15 protein-coding genes and 3 pseudogenes are annotated in these 17725 nt (G+C 40.6%); 10 read left to right on the forward strand and 8 right to left on the reverse strand.

What is annotated here, in order from left to right; translation table 11 throughout:
- The first annotated feature begins 204 nt into the window (after nucleotides 1-204).
- Complete coding sequence (locus AS030_RS17035; RefSeq protein WP_061973812.1) at nucleotides 205-993, forward strand: TrmB family transcriptional regulator; 789 nt, start codon at nucleotides 205-207, stop codon at nucleotides 991-993.
- 84 nt (nucleotides 994-1077) lie between these two features.
- Here AS030_RS17035 and AS030_RS17040 read toward each other — a convergent pair whose 3' ends face one another.
- The gene (locus AS030_RS17040; RefSeq protein ID WP_061973814.1) at nucleotides 1078-1914 is read right to left on the reverse strand and encodes an STAS domain-containing protein; all 837 of its coding nucleotides are present in this window, start codon (nucleotides 1912-1914) and stop codon (nucleotides 1078-1080) included.
- Nucleotides 1915-2298: 384 nt separating this feature from the next.
- Between AS030_RS17040 and AS030_RS17045 the strand changes: the two genes are divergently transcribed.
- Nucleotides 2299-3765, forward strand: a complete 1467-nt coding sequence (locus AS030_RS17045; protein ID WP_061973816.1) for a flavin monoamine oxidase family protein — start codon at nucleotides 2299-2301, stop codon at nucleotides 3763-3765.
- 280 nt (nucleotides 3766-4045) lie between these two features.
- Nucleotides 4046-4864: a YihY/virulence factor BrkB family protein gene (locus tag AS030_RS17050; RefSeq protein ID WP_061973818.1), complete on the forward strand. Its 819-nt coding sequence runs from the start codon at nucleotides 4046-4048 to the stop codon at nucleotides 4862-4864.
- Nucleotides 4865-5076: 212 nt separating this feature from the next.
- Here the strand turns inward: AS030_RS17050 and AS030_RS17055 are convergent, their stop codons facing one another.
- The 4 genes from AS030_RS17055 to AS030_RS17070 all read right to left on the reverse strand — a co-directional run bounded on the left by AS030_RS17055 (nucleotide 5077) and on the right by AS030_RS17070 (nucleotide 8413).
- Nucleotides 5077-5544, reverse strand: a complete 468-nt coding sequence (locus tag AS030_RS17055; protein WP_061973820.1) for a C1q-like domain-containing protein — start codon at nucleotides 5542-5544, stop codon at nucleotides 5077-5079.
- 287 nt (nucleotides 5545-5831) lie between these two features.
- On the reverse strand, nucleotides 5832-6020 hold the full coding sequence (locus AS030_RS23745; RefSeq protein ID WP_129479045.1) for a hypothetical protein: 189 nt from the start codon (nucleotides 6018-6020) through the stop codon (nucleotides 5832-5834).
- Between the two features lie 218 nt (nucleotides 6021-6238).
- Nucleotides 6239-6886 (reverse strand): HAD family hydrolase, encoded by a 648-nt coding sequence (locus AS030_RS17065; protein WP_061973823.1) that lies wholly within the window; start codon nucleotides 6884-6886, stop codon nucleotides 6239-6241.
- A 1155-nt stretch (nucleotides 6887-8041) separates the two neighbouring features.
- A complete protein-coding gene (locus AS030_RS17070; RefSeq protein WP_061973826.1) occupies nucleotides 8042-8413 on the reverse strand; it encodes a hypothetical protein in 372 nt (123 codons plus the stop codon).
- Nucleotides 8414-8973: 560 nt separating this feature from the next.
- Here AS030_RS17070 and AS030_RS17075 point away from each other — a divergent pair.
- Nucleotides 8974-9498, forward strand: coding sequence for a hypothetical protein (locus AS030_RS17075; RefSeq protein ID WP_061973828.1), 525 nt, complete (start codon nucleotides 8974-8976; stop codon nucleotides 9496-9498).
- 132 nt (nucleotides 9499-9630) lie between these two features.
- On the opposite strand, the gene AS030_RS17080 is transcribed toward AS030_RS17075, so the two are convergent.
- A complete protein-coding gene (locus AS030_RS17080; RefSeq protein WP_061973830.1) occupies nucleotides 9631-10425 on the reverse strand; it encodes an STAS domain-containing protein in 795 nt (264 codons plus the stop codon).
- A 325-nt stretch (nucleotides 10426-10750) separates the two neighbouring features.
- On the opposite strand from AS030_RS17080, the pseudogene AS030_RS17085 reads away from it, so the two are divergent.
- Nucleotides 10751-10948, forward strand: a pseudogene (locus AS030_RS17085) (KGG domain-containing protein); the annotation flags it as partial.
- Between the two features lie 776 nt (nucleotides 10949-11724).
- Here AS030_RS17085 and AS030_RS17095 read toward each other — a convergent pair.
- On the reverse strand, nucleotides 11725-12426 hold the full coding sequence (locus AS030_RS17095) for a hypothetical protein (RefSeq protein ID WP_061973836.1): 702 nt from the start codon (nucleotides 12424-12426) through the stop codon (nucleotides 11725-11727).
- A 407-nt stretch (nucleotides 12427-12833) separates the two neighbouring features.
- Here AS030_RS17095 and AS030_RS17100 point away from each other — a divergent pair, with 407 nt between their 5' ends.
- The 3 genes and pseudogenes from AS030_RS17100 to AS030_RS17110 all read left to right on the forward strand — a co-directional run bounded on the left by AS030_RS17100 (nucleotide 12834) and on the right by AS030_RS17110 (nucleotide 14575).
- The gene (locus AS030_RS17100) at nucleotides 12834-13142 is read left to right on the forward strand and encodes a hypothetical protein (RefSeq protein ID WP_061973838.1); all 309 of its coding nucleotides are present in this window, start codon (nucleotides 12834-12836) and stop codon (nucleotides 13140-13142) included.
- A gap of 197 nt (nucleotides 13143-13339) precedes the next feature.
- Nucleotides 13340-13537 (forward strand): annotated as a pseudogene (locus AS030_RS17105) (KGG domain-containing protein); the annotation flags it as partial.
- Between the two features lie 330 nt (nucleotides 13538-13867).
- A complete protein-coding gene (locus AS030_RS17110; RefSeq protein ID WP_061973840.1) occupies nucleotides 13868-14575 on the forward strand; it encodes a hypothetical protein in 708 nt (235 codons plus the stop codon).
- A gap of 532 nt (nucleotides 14576-15107) precedes the next feature.
- On the opposite strand, the pseudogene AS030_RS17115 reads toward AS030_RS17110, so the two are convergent.
- Nucleotides 15108-15662 (reverse strand): annotated as a pseudogene (locus AS030_RS17115) (helix-turn-helix domain-containing protein); the annotation flags it as partial.
- Between the two features lie 562 nt (nucleotides 15663-16224).
- Between AS030_RS17115 and AS030_RS17120 the strand changes: the two are divergent.
- Nucleotides 16225-16881, forward strand: coding sequence for a YqcI/YcgG family protein (locus AS030_RS17120; protein WP_061973845.1), 657 nt, complete (start codon nucleotides 16225-16227; stop codon nucleotides 16879-16881).
- Nucleotides 16882-17031: 150 nt separating this feature from the next.
- The gene (locus AS030_RS17125) at nucleotides 17032-17691 is read left to right on the forward strand and encodes a TerC family protein (RefSeq protein WP_061973847.1); all 660 of its coding nucleotides are present in this window, start codon (nucleotides 17032-17034) and stop codon (nucleotides 17689-17691) included.
- Nucleotides 17692-17725: the final 34 nt, after the last annotated feature.

Below are 17725 nucleotides of genomic sequence, written 5' to 3' on the forward strand. Positions count from 1 at the left end.
ATGGAAAAAATCAAATAACTCACAGAAAGAGTGTGTATTCTCTTTTATCCGTTTTTTTCTCCCATAAAACGTTTTAATTTGTCGAAAAAATGTCCACTTAGAAAGTAGAACTCAGGCAAAAATTGAATTAAAATAAAGGAGTATATAAAGATACTCCTGTTTAGGAGTGCTGTAAATAACTGTCTAAGACGATGGAGGGACGACATGATTGAACAATTAAAAAAGCTTGGCATGACAGAGCTGGAATCAAGGTGCTACATCACCTTGCATGAAGAACCTGACCTTACGGGGTATGAAGTGGCAAAGAGAGTTGCGGTGTCGAGGGCAAATGTATATTCCGCTCTAAGATCACTAACAGAAAAAGGGGCATGCCGTAGTATGGAGGGAGAGACTGTCCGCTATAACGCTGTACCGATCGAGGAACTGGTGCGCCTGTTTCAATCCCAATTTGAACAGACGTCGAAAGCGTTGATCGAGGAACTAAAGACCCCTCCGCGTCCGGCCCCTGCTTTTTACAACTGGAAGGGCAACAAAGGACTGGACCTGGCGATCCAGCGGGTCATCGCAAACACCGAACAGGTGATTGTTGCTGAAATCTGGGCGGAAGATTTGTCGTGGGTTGCAGAAAACTTGCTTGAAGCCGAAATGAGAGGTGTGACGGTAGTGCTTATTTCCATCGGGGAAACTGATATTGCGCTTGAGCATGTCATCGTTCGTCAGCTGGAGGACCAATGGCATACAGATGAACGGAAATTTTCATTGCTGTCTGATTCAAAAACGGCCTTTATTGGAAGCTTTGGGGGTACACTGAAACCGTCATCTGTGGAAACCGACCATCCAGCTGTCATTGAAATGCTGAAAAATAACTTTTACCATGATCTGATTATGCAGCAAATTGAGCACGATTTTGCTTCTGATCTTCATCACCGGTATGGTGAAAATTATACAAAACTATTAAAGTATTATATTCATGAGAAAGGGTGGAAGGTGTAAAGGGTGAAACGCAAAACATACGCCAGTTTGAATTAAGAAATTGATAAAGAGGCTACATTCATGAGGGGGAGAGTTTGTGGAACTCTATATTCTTACCTTTTTCTTCGGTTCAAAAAGATGTGCCAGCGCCATTTGTAAATTGCCAAACTTTATGATTTTTGAAAAATCCAGTCCCAGCTGAATACTCGTCATTGCAATCTCCGGGCGGATACCAGTAATGATGGCTCTGATTCCGACGAGGGAAAGCTGTTCGATTACAGTAAACAATTCCTCTGCGACATTGGAATCCAACGTATATACACCCGATAGATCAATAATTAAATAGGTTAATTTTAGGGAAAGAGCTTTCGTCAACGTTTGCTCCTGAATGACGTTCATCCGTATCGAGTCAATATCACCGATCAGCGGAAGCACACCGATCTTTTCATTGATCGGAATGATGGGAACACCCAGTTGGGCCACAAACAGTCGTTGATTGATCTCTTCCTGGTCTGCATAATGATAATGATCGACAAAGACTTCAATAATAATATCAAAGGCGCAGTTGAGATTAAAGCTCCATGTGCTGATATGGGTGACTTCCACATGGTGATGGATGCGCGCAAACTCTTCAATAAACTGCCAGCAAACTTCACGGCAGCGCTTGAAATTCTGTATGATCTGCAACAAGGAAACACCTTCATTTTCGCGCTCATGCGCCAGCTCCTTTGCCCACTTAAAGGGGTTATATTCGTAGAGAACGCACTCGGCAAGCATGTTGGTGAATTGAATATGCTGCATACGGAGTTTATCTTGAACTTCTTTTGGGGCATCGATGGAATAGCGTGAATGTTGCTGTTCGTCCCGCCCTTTTAGCCATTCATCAGCCATCTGATGAGAATGGTCGAGCAAGTACATATAAAGCTGTTTTTCAATCACCATTAATTCTTCCTCCAATCGAATAGGACTCTTACGTGAAGCATTGCAGTATCCCTTAATGTTGTCCACGTTATTGCATATACTACAGCGATACAGGCAGTGAGGGAAGTAGTGATGCCAGCTTAAATGAGGAAAGAAATCGTTTGTTGACTTATTGATTTCTCCTGTAAAGAAGCCAACTCCTCTTTTTATACTAAAATAGTATTGTGGCTAATAGTCAACAAAGTTTTTAATAAGAAAAATGTGAATTCCCGAGAAATTTTTTTTGGTATTTAAAAATACTCCAACAGGTGAACCTCCCTTCCCAATTGATTGGCTGATAAAATTAATTTTATTACAGTTGACTGCATATAGTGGGGGAAGGTTTTACAGGTTGGAGGTTCAATCATGGGGGAAAGAAGGCTCTTAAAGGAAAGCGAGATGCTTAACACCATTCGGAACGGGCTGCCGCCGGCTGCGAAACCGAAAAAAATTGTGATCGCAGGAGCCGGTATTGCGGGCTTGGTTGCGGGTACGCTCCTGATGGATGCCGGGCACGATGTCAAAATCCTGGAGGCATCACAGCGTGTTGGGGGGAGAATTTACTCTGTCAGAACTCCATTTACGGAGGGTCACCATTTTGAGGCAGGCGCCATGCGGATCCCTGACACCCACAAACTGGTCTTTGAATATATTCACCGCTTCAATCTTCCTTATAACCGCTTTGTGAACCGTTTGCCGGAGGATTTGTTTTATGTGAATGGCCGAAGAGCGAGGTCCGCTGAATACGATCAAAATCCGGAGCTGCTCGGTTTTCCTGTTGCCCCGCACGAACGGGGAAAAACGGCAGAGGATTTGATGCGGTATGCCATTGGGCCGCTTGTTGATTACGTGAACCAAAACCCATCAAAGAACTGGCCGATCGTGATCCAGCTTTATGAAAATTATTCGGTTGATGCCTTTTTGAAGAACAATCCGTTTGGCCGGTCGTTATCAGCGGGAGCTGTGGATAAAATTAAGGTGCTGATTTCTCTTGAAGGTTTTCCAGAGCTTTCTTTTCTAGAAACCTTCCGTGACATCCTGCTCATTTTTATCCGGCCAAATCTGCGGTTTTATGAAATTACAGGTGGGAATGACCAACTGCCCAACGCGTTTGTTCCTCATCTCGGGAATCGGCTGCTTTTTGGAAAACGGCTGACCCGTATTATGAATCATCCGAAAAAGGTAACGCTATATACCGAAAACCCGGCCAGTAGGGCGACGGAAGAATTTGAGGCTGACCGTGCCATCATAACCATACCATTTTCCGTGCTTAACTTTGTTCAGATTGAGCCCGAACGGTCATTATCCTATTCAAAACGAAGAGCCATCAGGGAACTTCATTACGTTCCTTGCACCAAGGTGGGCATTCAATTTAAAAATCGTTTCTGGGAAAGGGAGGGTCTGCATGGCGGTAAAGCGGTAACCGATCTCGCCTCCCGTTTCACCTATTATCCCAGCCATTATCCAGCCGGGACTCAGTCGGGAGTTGTGCTCGGAAGCTATACATGGGAGGATGACTCGAATCTTTGGAGCGCTCTGCCAAGCCGAACACGAGTGGCAGAAACGCTAAAATGTCTCTCTGTATTGCATGGCCCGCAGGTATTTGATCAATACATGACCGGAGCCTCCTTTTCCTGGACCAACAATCCATACGCTGGGGGAGCTTTCACGATGTTTAAACCCTACCAGGAAAAAGAATTCGGAGATGTAGTTTCAATGCCGGAAGGAAGGCTTCACTTTGCCGGAGAGCACGCGACTATGGCCCACGGCTGGATGCAGGGATCGATAGAATCGGCCATCCGCGCCGCCCATGAAGTGCACGAGAGTCAATAGAAGGAAAGAGCTTCGCTGTTTGGTTGTGGGACAGCGTAGCTTTTTTTGTGTCTTCCGGATTTTTATGAAAATGATAGACTAACGTTAGCTTTAAGCAGTTATCCGTCTAGCTATTGAACCTGCCTCTTTAAAAAAGAGCTTCTAAACGAGGCGCCAGGCACATAGTTGTTAATACCATGTCCACCAACTGGATTTGTCTTCCATTGCAATTAAATCGAACTTATCTATAATCTTTGTATAATTGCTGAATGTCCTGCCGGCCTTATGAAAGGAGGCTCATATGACAGCTACTGCAATTCTAAAAAAACTTGCTAATCGATTTTTCGCACTACGAGTCTATGATTTGTCTGCTCAGATGGCCTATTACTTTTTAATGTCCGTATTCCCATTCCTGCTGGTCATTTATTCCTTGTTGGCCTACCTGCCGATTAAGGAAGAAAACATCCTGGAGCTTGCCAAACCGTATGCGCCAGAGAATACGTATTTATTAATCGAGAGAACCCTGACCTATACGGTAACCCATCAACAGGGAAACTTATTGTCGTTCAGCTTAATTATTACATTGTGGCTTTCATCAATGGGGTTTCAGTGCATCAAGCGTGTCATGAACGATGCATATGCCATTGAAGTAAAAGAAAGTTTTTTCAAACAGATCGTGGAGGGAATTGTTCTCACCATCGGTTTTATGATTGTGATTTTGTTCTCGGTATTTGTTCCGATTATTGAAGAATTGATGAGGCATTATCTGAATGACGTATTTACGTTGGATGGCTATCATAAATTATGGATTTTTCTGCAGTGGGGGATTGGAAGCCTGTTTTTGCTTCTTTTCTTCATTGGACTTTATTATTTCGCGCCAAATGTGAAATTGCACATTTCAAAAGTATTGCCGGGCGCCTTTTTTTCCATGATCGGCTGGCAGCTCGTATCCATGGGCTTTGCGGCTTATGTCAGAGGAAATAACTATTCGGCGCTCTATGGGCAGCTTGGCGGTATTGTGGTACTTATGCTTTGGTTTTACCTGTCAGCAATGATCATCGTTATCGGTGCACTATTGAATACCATCGTCTATCCGATCAATGAACACAGAAGGGACTGAAGCTCCTCTAAAGGAGGAAGCAACTAATTCCCGCTTGCCGGAGTGCAGAATAAAGATGAGCCTTTCTGCGTTTTGGGCGCGGAGAGGCTCTTTTGAATTTCTGTTGGTGATAATTTCGTTTACATAATCGGGCTTTGGCTCGGTTTCCGAGGTAAATCTCATTTCAAAAAAAGGGCGCTTCTGACAGGGTCAGAAACGCTTTTCGTTCGAAATTAGCTTGTGCGGGCACCCTCGAAATAGCCGCTTTCGATGATAATGCTCTGGTTGGTGGTGGAAAACACCACTACACGCACCACGTCTCCAGCGCTTAAGTTCAAGCTGGTCGCACAACCGTTTGCATCAACACAGGCTGTGCCCTGTAGTCCTGCTACAGACAGGGAAGTAACCACTGAATTGTTTACCATTAGACCTAAAGTAACGTTGCCTCTTGTCGCAGCTGTTGTGCCGCGTACTTTTGTTTGGGCGCAAAATTTATATACACCTGCACGGGTAGCTGTAAATTGTGAACCGAATGCATTATATTCATTCATCCGATTGTAGATCACGTTGGTGTAATCAACGGGTGTAACCACATTGGGAGCGATCACCTGTCGTGTCGTTGATTCTGCAAGAAAGTAAGAGAACCCGATTGGAACAGGTAAGAAATCTACAATCGGCCCTGGAATTCTGCACAAATCCATCGGCGGTTGCGGACTTGAACTGGAGCTGCTGCTCTCCTGCTGCGGGCTGGAACTGGAGCTTGAACTTGACCTTCTAGAACTTGAACTTGACCTTCTAGAACTAGAACTTGAGCTTGATCTGGAGCTGCTGCTTTTCGGATCAGGACAATAGGAACTGCTCTCAGAGTGATGACTGCTTTCCGGGCAAGAGCTGCTCTCATGCATTACGTGGTGGCTCTTCTGGCAATCGCAGCTGCTGCTCTCTGAATAATGAAAGCTGCTCTTCTTGTGATGGCAGCTGCTAAGTTTTACGTTGGGCGTGCTGCTTTCGAAGTGAGGGCTGCTTTCAAAGCGGGGCAGACTGCTCTCTGCCTGGAGAGTGCTACTTTCGAGACAAGGACATTTGCTTTCATAGCTGGAGCTGCTGCTACTGCTGCTTTCCCGGCAATGACAGCATCTGCAGTTCCTGTATCTTTTACGCATATATCTTCCTCCATATAGTATTTAGGTGCTACACGTTACGTGTTTCTGGCAGTTTATGCGGACAGGAAGATTATGCTTGGACATATACCTTGATCAGGTTGTTTAAAAGAGATATCAGTTTATATAAGGACGATTTGGCCAGTAAGTCATTCATTTCGGCCAGTATTCAGCATTTCAGTCTCCAAAAAACAGAAAAAAAGCGCTCTGCCTCACTGCAGAACGCTTTTTTACCTCAACGAGTTTGTGCTCCTTCCAAAAAATCCACAAAATCACTGATATTTTCAAAGGTTTGATGGGGTTCGTGGCTGAATTCTTTCGTTTGCACCTCGGGGAGCCAGTGTACACCGACGGTTCGTACCCCGGCTCGCTGTCCGGCTTCAATGTCAGAGTCGCTGTCACCAAGGAACATGACGTCTTCCTTTGAAACGCCAAGCTGATCAATCGCTTTTAACACGCCTTCGGGATGGGGCTTTGGTTCACTGACATCATCCCCGGTCATAATCACATCAAACAAATCGCTCATCCCGAGTTTCTCCAGGGAGATGTCCAGACTGCGACGGCTTTTTCCAGTCATAATTCCAAGCTTCAAGCCTTTATCCTTTAAGGAACGAAGCAGGTCATCCATTTCGGAATTGGCGTCCACCAGATCTGAATGCTTATCTTCATATGTTTGATAAAACGTCTCGATGGCGCTTTCCTTGTCAGAATGCTCCAGATGATCCTGGATGATCACCGGTTCCACTGGCCCGAACATTTCTTTAATTTCTTCGTCTGTAAAATCTTTATCATCATATTTCTTAAAAACGGTTTGAAAGGAATGATAATTCACCGGCAGCGTATTGGCTACTGTACCATCAAAGTCAAAAATAATTGTTTTCACACTCGACACCTCCATGCCGTTCTTTTCCCAAAAAGCCCGACTTTTATTCCCTTTTAGCAACTGTCTCTCTTTATTCTATTAACGTTAACTGCTCGAACAATGATGATGCATCTGGACATTCACCCGACTGGCCCACCAGGAATACTAGTACGAATGGTTTGCAGGGAGTGGGGCGCATGTTATATGACAGCGATACAATCAGGAGAGAGAAACTAGCGTCTTGGCAAGAACGGGCAATCGATGAGTTTGAGAGAAGGATAAACTCTACAGTATTGGGAGGAATGTGCTGGGTATAGCCAAGAGTTCAAACACTGGCGAATCGATAGTCATTACTTTCTGAACAACGATTTCCGCCTACAGTGGAGAGAAAAAAACAGCACCAGGCAACAGAGGATTTACTCTACACGGATTCGAACAGAATGAATTTTGTCTGTTACCCAACCTAACGTATTAGGATTATTATAGATCTGACGCAGCAGGTTTTTCATTTCTTCTTTGTGTATATGCTCCAGGCTATATACTTCAGATCCACAAAAAAAATCCAAACAAAATAAAGTATAGTTTGTTACCAAATCCCCCACCCTTTACTATTTAGGTATTTTCAAATGAATAGTTTATTTTATTACACTGCTCCAGCTTTGTGTCTGTTCTACTTCGAAGTAAGTAAGCGTGCCATGTCCATAAAAAAACCGCCCCATATTTTTTTGAGGCTGTTTTTTTGATGTTATTTTATTATCTGTTCATATCACTAATGCCAGGGCTATTCGGCATTTCAGGGAGCAAAAAACTGATTCGCTTTAGGCAAACCAGTTTTTTTGCTTTCGCTATTTATAATGACAGTGTTTTTTTATACGGGTATCATCTGTTTATAGGACTATGAATCACCATGCTATTAGGGATTTTTACCATACTTTTCAATTAAGGGGAGCATAGTAGTGGCATCTATTGGCGAGTGGCTTCAAAGTTTACCGTGGTATATCGAAGGGACAATTTTGTTTTGCTTGGCTGGGTTGGTGGCAAGGTCCGGGACCGAAAGAGGGAGACTGAAAAAATAGAGTAGTTAACATAATTGTAGTTTTCGGAAGCAAAAAAGCCGATTCTCTATAAAGGGAATCGGCTTACTTTTTTGAATTATGTATTGGAGTTTCGGTTGTTTTAATTGCAATAACGTTTTAGCTCTTCATAGAAATTTTCGCAACTATCAGCCAGTATGATTAAAACAACATTTCCTTGCACGTCTTTTTCAATAGCATGAATTTCATGTGAATTCAATTTCACATTTTTGCTCATCCGTGGTTTATTTGTTTGTGGTGCAAGGGTTGTGTAGTCAAAAATGCTTTTATCAAGCGGTTCTGCTCCTTCTCCTGCAAAAAACCATCCTTTAGGAGCTTGGTTCCGGAATTGATAACCCGCCTGATTTAAAGCCTTTTTTAATCGTTTTTCCCCTATGCCCTCTATCTGTTTCGCTATCGCTGCTACAGTTTGTCCTGGCTTGGTTAGTTGGTCTAAAAGCTCCTTAATAAGCAATTCAATTCATTTATACTCATTCGTTTTAATTCTTTGTGAAATGGGGTTCACCTTTATATGTACAGTAAAATGGCTTTAGCGTGTGGAGCGCCAAAGCCCTTTTTACTATCGTTATAGCTTATGGGTTTGGGTCAAGGGGTCTAGTCTTGACCTTTAATAGGTTTCGCTTTTTTCTTCTTTTCTGTATGGGGGAAGAATGTAAACGTTTGATTACATTTACAACGAAAAAGGCCCGGCGTGTTTAGCGCCAAGCCTTTTCGTCCCCGGGGTGAGGAATAAATTCATGAGTTCAGGGATTTCTCCCAATGATCACGTCTGAATGATCGATAGAGGTTTCGTTATTGGCTTCGGGTCTTTATGGGTAACGACAACTTTTAATGACAAAGCTCTGTTAAAGAATACTGCTGATTTTCTTCTTCAACTAACGGGGCAGGTTAGATGAAGAAGGGATGAATACAATTAAGAAAAAATATATTTATTTAACTCAGTAACTTGTCCCTTTCAAATCGCCGACCTTTCGCATTTACTATATTAATTTATCATTGAAAGGAGGTGTTTTGATGGCGATTTTACGTACGGGACCGTTTTTAATCCCAGACTCTACATGTAATGGCAATCCAATTACTCATTTGTTTGTGTCTTTAGCCAATCTAAGCAATCGAACTTTAGATGCAAATGTGCGTATTGACCAAAGTTTAGCAACAGCACGACGTTACCCATCTGACCCCGTTCTTCCTAATGACCCGATAACCCCTTTGGCTCCTACTGACCCAGTAAGAATTTTAAGACGAAGTTTAGTTTTAAGGTCATACCAAATCGCAACTGTACCACCGCCACTAGATGACGGGGAAGTAACAGCAAATGCAAAGGCAACCACCGATCCACTGGTTTTAATCGTTACCATTAGCGGGGACGTCGAACTAACTGCAGATGAAATTGAAGTAAGCGTAACTGGTGGATTTTCAAGTGATGGAAGTTCACTTGAAGATGCTGAACCGACTATTTTCTTCCGTCATGGTGACTTTGTATTAGTCCGAGATGATGATGATGAAGATGAAAGTAGTAGCAGTAGCAGTAGCAACTAACGTTTGAAAGGGAGTTTAACCGTTTCTTAGTTAAGAAGGAACGGTCTATTATTTTGGATAAATAATCCTTATTAATGAAATAGTCGTCTTCTACGAAAAAAGACCCCTTTAAAAGGGGCCGTTATAAAATACTTAATCGAATGAAAGATTCAACTTTTTAATTGCATAGATCAAACCCTTACCAAGGGAACTGAATTTATTGATTTCTGATAAATCGATTCCCAGATGAACAATAGTCTGTGCAGTTTCGGGTCGTGTACCAACAATTATACATTCAGCTCCGAGAAGCTTTGCTGCTTGAATGGCCTTAATTATCGATTGGGCTATAAACGTATCGACAATAGGGACGCCTGTAATGTCCAAAAAAACGGTTTTTGTTTTGTATTCATTAATTCCTTGTAAAAGGTTATTCATTATAATCTCTGCACGATCTTCGCTTATATTACCAACTAACGGCATTACTGCTAAACCATCAAATAACTGGATGAATGGTGCCGTCATTTCCTTTAAGGCTTCCTGTTGCTGAGAAAAAGTACTTTCCCATGTATGAGTACAGTCATTCACCACATGAGTGATCACTGGATCAAACCAACGGTCAATGCGATTATAGACCAACAGCACTTGTTCCTTTGTTAAATCTTCCTGTATTAATGTTTTTAAAACCACACGGCGGAAAGCTTGAATAGATTGTGTAATGAAATTCGGAGACCCGTTGTACAGTAAAATTTTTAAATAAAACTGTCTAAGATCTGCACGATTTTCCATATCCATATTTATTAAGCTGTTAAACGTAATATCAAAGAGCTCTTTTGTTATTGGAGCTGCGTAGTTTGGTGTTAATTTCTCTTCTTGTTGAATAGCCCTGGCTAATTCCTCTACCCAGTTTTCGAACATCTCATCATGATGTTTTTCCATAAGGTTAATCATTAAGTTCTCCATAGCGCTCCCTCAATTTAGGTTTAATATAAAACAATTGTACCCTTACAAGAAAAGATTAATCAATGGAAATAGTCGCTAACGGGGGCATACGCGGCGGGGAAACCTTTAGCTTTAAAGAAAAAACCGCTCCGGTAGAGGAACGGTTACAATCCCTTTGACCCTATGACCTTACTAAAATAGCTAAAACCACACCTTCTCAGTCAAGGGTGTTTTTGGTAATTTAGTCGTGGAGGTTTAAGAGTGCAGCAGAAGGGAACTGCTTTACTATAGCCAAGATCAAACTTGAGCATTTTAGAAAGGGAGATGAATAAACATGGCTAAGAATAATCGAGATGGTATGAGCAGGGAAGAAGCCGGAAGAAAAGGCGGAGAAGCTACAGCTAAAAATCATGATAAAGAGTTTTACCAAGAAATTGGTGAAAAGGGTGGAGAGGCCACCTCTAAAAATCATGATAAGGAATTTTACGAGGAAATCGGAAAAAAGGGCGGAGAAGCCCGTAATAATAACAACAAGTAACGTGTAATAAAAAAACCGGATCTTCTTATTGGAGATCAGGTTTTTTTATGGCAACATGACAAGACATAATAAATGGTTTTTTGTATGTGGCATCTGTGCTATCCGCAAAGCGCTACCATGAGACATGTTCGATTTATCCCTTGACGAAGTCAGGGGATAAGAGAGCCCCAGAATCAGCCTATATTGAACGTTTTACCTTATCCAAGAATTGCATTAGAAGGATATATAAAAACAAAAAGAGCGGGTTTTATGAGCCTAAGATATACCCTTCAAAATATGAACGATATAAAGAGCGGCATTCAGCTGTTCTTTTTTTATGCGCTCCGAATCAGCAGGAGAAGAACGAAACGCCGCAATAGTCAATGGGAATTTAAGGAGTTGACTATTCACTCTCTCCGGAACCCTTTTATAACCTTCCAAACCCTTGCGTTTGGGAGACGGCGCGCCGAGGGTTGGGGTGTGGGGAGAATCCCCGCTATTGAAAGTTTTGCACTGCAAAGTTAAGGAGAAGCAAGGGGATGTGGATATCAGTCTCTATAAAACGTTTTTGGCGGTTTTGTCCCTTCGTATCTATCTTTCATAGGTTTAACATCATTACGAATGACAGTTTCAAAAATGGGTTTTTTGTGATCATTTTTACTCTTCTTTTGGTCAGTTTTATGATAATGTGATGATTTATGTTTTTTCGGAGGCATGTGAATATCTTCTTCCTTTCTTATTTTTTAGGAAAAAATGCGTTTTCGTTTTGATTTGGATTTTGGATATTGCATTTATTGCAATGCAATATTACTAGTACCTGCAAGTTCTAATTGGGCTGCTGTTATATTTCTATTGGTTCCAAATATTATCGGATACATGATATTATCGGTAAAACGACTATGATAAGGCTCAACATCTATTAAGTCGCCAGTATTTGGATCTATTTCTGTGTAAGGACCGGTTGGATCATCATCATTGTATATGATTTGATTGTTTTGTGGATCTCTTATATAACGGGCAAATAAAGCATGGCCAACTTCATGGGCAAAGAGATCCGAATTAAGCGCTGCATCCGTAAGTGCTACATGTCCAATAAATTGGTAGTTAAATTGGCCATTTTCATCAACTTCAAATGAAATGGGCGCTGCACCGCCAACACTGTCTGCATTATTCGAAAATCCATTTCCACTTAGATAAATGACATAAATGCCAATGGCATTATTGGTCCTATTTCTGACCTGGTTGATAATTGTGATAGGGTCAGAGCCATCCATAATTGCCTCATCACTTCTCATATTAGTAGCGTTAACCGTTCTATTACTTGTAAATCGTCCTGCTATTACAAAATTAATCCTGTTTTCATCATTTAATCTCCAAATCTCATTTGCTCTTCTGACATCATCTTCTAACCTAGCACGACGCTGAGCTACTGTACTTCCAGATGCTACTCCGCGCGTAAAAATCCCATAAACATTCACTGTGTAAATTGGCAATTTTCAAACTACTCCTTTTCTATTTTTTTTGTTATATAAAAATCAGTTTTAGTAGAAAAAAACTGTTCATTTTATAATTTATTCAGAAATTGGCTGAAGGTTTGTACTAATAACTAGGAGAAAAAATATATAGAAATAGGTTGATTTCCAATACTAAGGTGGGGCTGAATTTTGGTGCCTGTTAATGGTGTTGAAATCAGTGTGAAAAGGAATCACTTTAACTAGGGAGCGGCGTTCAGCTGCTCTTTTTTTACTTGTATTCGCTCCGGATCAGCGGGAGAAGAACGAAACGCCGCAATAGTCAACGGTAAACATTTCTTCAGAGTAACAATTACTCGTAGTATGAATAAATTTAATTATTGGAAAAATTAGTCTATTTTAAAAAATATTTCTGAGGAGGAAAATTATTGGCTCATCCATCGGTCAATTATAGAGAACTTATAAACAGTTATTCAGACATTGCGCGACACAAGGAGTGCATAGCAACGGAGTTAAGGTATTATCCTAATAAATATTTAAATGTAATTAATCATCCCCGCGCAGTTACCTGCTTAACGCCTGATGATCATACAGTTGTTATTATGCATTTAAGAATTGATCAATATCGATTTTACGAAGTTGTAGTTGTGGCTGGTCCGGATTACAATAAGTTAACAAACGAAATTATTCCAGATATTTGGCGGAAAATTAGTAGAGCTACTCAAATTTGTGGTTAATTGTTGAAGTTATTGTGAAGGAAAGAACGGCAATCCCTTTGACCCCATGACCTTACTAAAATAGCTAAAACCACACCTTCTCAGTCAAGGTTGTTTTTGGTAATTTAGTCGTGGAGGTTTAAGAGTGCAGCAGAAGGGAACTGCTTTACTATAGCCAAGATCAAACTTGAGCATTTTAGAAAGGGAGATGAATAAACATGGCTAAGAATAATCGAGATGGTATGAGCAGGGAAGAAGCCGGAAGAAAAGGCGGAGAAGCTACAGCTAAAAATCATGATAAAGAGTTTTACCAAGAAATTGGTGAAAAGGGTGGAGAGGCCACCTCTAAAAATCATGATAAGGAATTTTACGAGGAAATCGGAAAAAAGGGCGGAGAAGCCCGTAATAATAACAACAAGTAACGTGTAATAAAAAAACCTGATCTTCTTATTGGAGATCAGGTTTTTTTGTGGCAACTGACAATACATAATAAATGTTTTTTTGTATGAGGCATCTGTTTTTCCCTCCATTCCCAACAAACAAAAACCCTAAATTTCGGCTCATTTGGCGAAATTCAGGGTTTTGCTTGTTTACTTGCTTCCGGGAACTACCAACTTGATTGTTTGATTCGAACCTTATATTGAACTAAAGGGGCAGGTTAGCAGAACAAGAAAAGCAAAAAAAGGTTAGCATTACCAATGGTCGTGATAATATGAATGTAATCTTTTTGGAAGAGGTGAGTTTAGTTGAGTAGAGTTGAGCAGAAGAGTACAAAGTTAGATTTAGAACGAATTGTTTTTATTGGGAGAACCTTTGAAGAATATTTAAAAATGTTCTCACTTTCCGAGGAAGAACTACAAGGAAAGAAAATACTCGATTGCCCAGCAGGAGCTTGTTCCTTTACTGCTGTTGGTAACAAATCGGGTTTAGATGTAACAGCCTGCGATATTGCCTATTACCATTCGGGTCAAGACCTAAAAAATAAAGGGCACCAGGATATTGAACACGCGATGGAACATATGCAAAAAGCCCAAAATAATTATAAATGGGATTATTTCAAAGATATAGAAGGTCTTAGAAGCCATCGTTTAAGTGCCTTACAATATTGTGCCAAAGATATGAGGGAATCCAGCAAAAGATATATTCCCGTTACCTTACCTGCTTTACCATTTAAGAATGAAGAATTTGATATTCTTCTCTCTGCACATTTTCTATTTATGTATGCGGATAGATTAAATTATCAATTTCACATCGAAACGATAAATGAGTTATTGAGGGTTACGAAACAGGAAATTCGTGTCTTCCCATTAGTTGATTTAGAGGGAAAAAGATATGAGTATTTAGATAAATTTATAAGTTATCTGAATAACAATGGCTGCACAGTAGAAGAAGTGAATGTACCATATGAATTTCAGACAAATGCTAACTCGATGTTAAAAATAAGAAAAGGTTAGTAAAGCAAGGGCAACGTGGAGGCGTTGCCCCTTCTTTAAATACCTCTTATTGAACTAACGGATGCGATAGTTGAAGAGCAAAAACCGATCTACTAGAAAAGATCGGTTCTTTTTGATTCCGAAAACTACGATTATGTTAACTAACTTGCTTTATTTTTGGAAATACAGGAGCTTCTTAAGGGTAAATGTTACTGATTGTAGCTTTTTTTTTGACTTTGTTTCAATTTGTAGCCTTATATGCTACACTTTTGTTAGATAAAAGCGAAATAATAAATTATAAAAAAGCGTCTCAGTGGTGCAACACTGAAACGCTTCAAGAAAAAATTACTTTTTAGTACTATTATTGCTTATTTGAACGATTCCCAGCGTAACAGTAAGGAGCGAACAAACAGCAATAACTGTGTTTGCATCTAGCATGCAATCACCACCCTTCAGAACACTTTTCTCCCCAGAAGAGTGTTTTTTTGGTGCTAACCCCATTATAGCTCATAAAAAACGCAGTGACGAGATAACCTTTCGTTATTTCGAACATTTATGATAAAGGAACTTGTACAATTTCAGGGTTATTACCTTTTACTATCCGGATTGAGCAAATGGGCAAGTCCACTACCCCCTGTGCATCACGGATTTTTCTTGTCATTTTTGTCCCGAATACATATAAATTATATTTATTTAAATCTTTTATTAGATCGTCAAGCGTCTCTTCCGTATCCATTTTCTCGCTAATTTCAAACATATCGTATATATCCATTATGTCACTAGCGACTTCAATGAATGTCCTAATTGCTTCAACAGCTTTTTTGTCTTCAATATGATCATAATCGTATTCCCATCCATAAGACCCGCCAAGTACTTTAAGTGCTTGGTGGCCATTAATTAGATGTGTTAAGAAAATTTGTTCGTCTTTCTCCTTTCTTTTCTTCTGCTTCTCCTCTTCCTTGATTAAATCACTTACTTTCATATCAAAAGCCTCTGATATTGCCATAAGAGTGTCAGGGGATGGTTCACTCCCTTTTTCAATTCGTTGAATGGTCTTTAAACTCTTCCCTACAGTAGAAGCTAAATGGTTTTGAGTCCATCCTCGCTCCTCTCTTAGTTTTTAATTTTCAGTCCTAAAGTATTTATTTTCAGCACCTCCAGATATTTAGCGTTTTTCTTAAGTACAATATACCTTAAAAGTAAGTTACTAAAAACGTCATTAAAAGGTCAAATGCAGGTCATTTTTAGGACTTACTAATGATTCAGAAAAAACAATAACATAATAATAATTATGGGTCACAGCATCCTGAATGTATTAAACAATCAATGGTTTTGGAGCTTCAAACTCACAATAATAAATTACTTATATAAATCAATAAACCATCTTGGTAATGTATGATTGTAAACGATTTTAAAAACACTTTTGTGTACGCAAGTGTTTTTACAGATGAAAACACTTTTTGCTTTAATTAACATCGTATAACCTATGACATCCAGACGGGGATGCGTTATAGATTGTTATTGTCAGCATGTAAAAGCTCCTTAGGAATTCAGCCACAATGTCAAAAGGTATTAATGATTTTTTGTGGAATTAATAGCAGTATCGAAGGGATAAGGGTGATTCGATATGAGAGAATTTTCATTTGTGGTGAGGGGCCAAAACGTAAATTCTGAGATCGGCGACACGTCCGTTTCCGTGTATTCCAGCAACGATTGGTGAGTCTCTCGGCCAATTTCGTTTTGGATTTGCCGGAAACCCCGGCCACACGTCCTCGGTGGAGGCTTTGGCGGCGCTGCTGAAGGAATATACAGAATGTGCAAAGGACTGCGGAGATTATACGTCCCTTATCGTGTTTTATGAAACACCGGGGGAAATGGCGGAAAGCATGAAGGTGGAGGAGTATGAACAGCTGTTTTGGAGCCAGCTGGCGGGTTTGGCCCAACGGGACACGAGTGAATGGCCGGCCCATATACCGAACGACCCGCATGAACATCTGTGGGAGTTTTGTTTTCATGAGGAGCAGTACTTTATGTATTGCGGCACACCGGCACATGTTAACCGCCACAGCAGGTATTTTCCCTGTTTTATCCTGGCCATTACCCCAAGGTGGGTTCTCGAGAGATTCAATTCATCTCCGTCCAGGGCTTCTAAAATCAAACAACGGATTCGTGACCGCCTGAAAAAATATGATTCGATTGATATTCATAACGATTTGAAAACGTACGGAAATGAAGATAATTATGAATGGAAGCAATATTTTTTGCGTGATGACGATACGGCGGTATCCAAATGCCCTTTCCACCGGTTTTTCAAAAAGAAAAAATAAGTTCGTGAAGCGTTCCTGAATAGAGCGGGAGCGCTCTTTTTTCTATTCAATAGTTTTTATGAACAAAATAGTTAGGATATAGAAAAAATAGTGGTAAACTATTATAATGTAATATTAGAGTGAACTATTTAACATAGACAAGGTGGTTTCATGGATAATTTATTGGTCAATCTTTTAGAAATCCTTCTTATAAATATTGTGCTGAGCGGGGATAATGCAGTGGTTATCGCGCTTGCCTGCCGGAATTTAGAAGAGCGGCACAGAAACAAGGCCATTTTCTTCGGTACGTTCGGAGCGGTATTTTTAAGAGTGGTATTAACGTTTGTTGCGGTTTATTTATTGAAGATTCCTTTTTTAAACTTTGTCGGCGGACTGCTGTTGTTGTGGATTGCCATTAAGCTTTTAAAAGGGGAAGAAGAGGGCGATATTGAAGCGAACTCCAGTCTTTCCGGGGCAATTAAAACCATTATTATAGCGGACCTTGTCATGAGTTTGGACAACATTGTGGCCGTTGCGGGGGCAGCCAACGGAAATATCGTGCTGATCATTCTTGGTCTCATCATCAGTATTCCATTAATCATTTGGGGAAGCCAGCTGCTCATGAAGATCATGACACGATTTCCCATCATCATCATTCTCGGAGCGGCATTGCTCGGCTATACCGCTGGCGAAATGATGCTGAAGGACAAGGCTGTCGGGCATTATCTCGAAAACATCGATTTCAATCTTCATCTCGTTGTACCGCTTCTGCTCGCCGTGCTTGTCGTTGTGATCGGCAAGTTCAGCGGCCGGCATGCAGAAAGTCATTAATTCAAAAAGATATAAAAGACAAGCCCTCTTTTGT

The organism is Fictibacillus enclensis (assembly GCF_001457035.1).
Classification (GTDB): Bacteria; Bacillota; Bacilli; order Bacillales; family Fictibacillaceae; genus Fictibacillus_C; species Fictibacillus_C enclensis.

Coding starts and splice junctions, on each gene's coding strand:
- AS030_RS17035 (WP_061973812.1), top strand. CDS start 205: ATGATTGAACAATTAAAAAAGCTTGGCATGACAGAGCTGGAATCAAGG.
- AS030_RS17040 (WP_061973814.1), bottom strand. CDS start 1,914: ATGGTGATTGAAAAACAGCTTTATATGTACTTGCTCGACCATTCTCAT.
- AS030_RS17045 (WP_061973816.1), top strand. CDS start 2,299: ATGGGGGAAAGAAGGCTCTTAAAGGAAAGCGAGATGCTTAACACCATT.
- AS030_RS17050 (WP_061973818.1), top strand. CDS start 4,046: ATGACAGCTACTGCAATTCTAAAAAAACTTGCTAATCGATTTTTCGCA.
- AS030_RS17055 (WP_061973820.1), bottom strand. CDS start 5,544: ATGGATTTGTGCAGAATTCCAGGGCCGATTGTAGATTTCTTACCTGTT.
- AS030_RS23745 (WP_129479045.1), bottom strand. CDS start 6,020: ATGGAGGAAGATATATGCGTAAAAGATACAGGAACTGCAGATGCTGTC.
- AS030_RS17075 (WP_061973828.1), top strand. CDS start 8,974: ATGGCGATTTTACGTACGGGACCGTTTTTAATCCCAGACTCTACATGT.
- AS030_RS17080 (WP_061973830.1), bottom strand. CDS start 10,425: ATGATTAACCTTATGGAAAAACATCATGATGAGATGTTCGAAAACTGG.
- AS030_RS17125 (WP_061973847.1), top strand. CDS start 17,032: ATGGATAATTTATTGGTCAATCTTTTAGAAATCCTTCTTATAAATATT.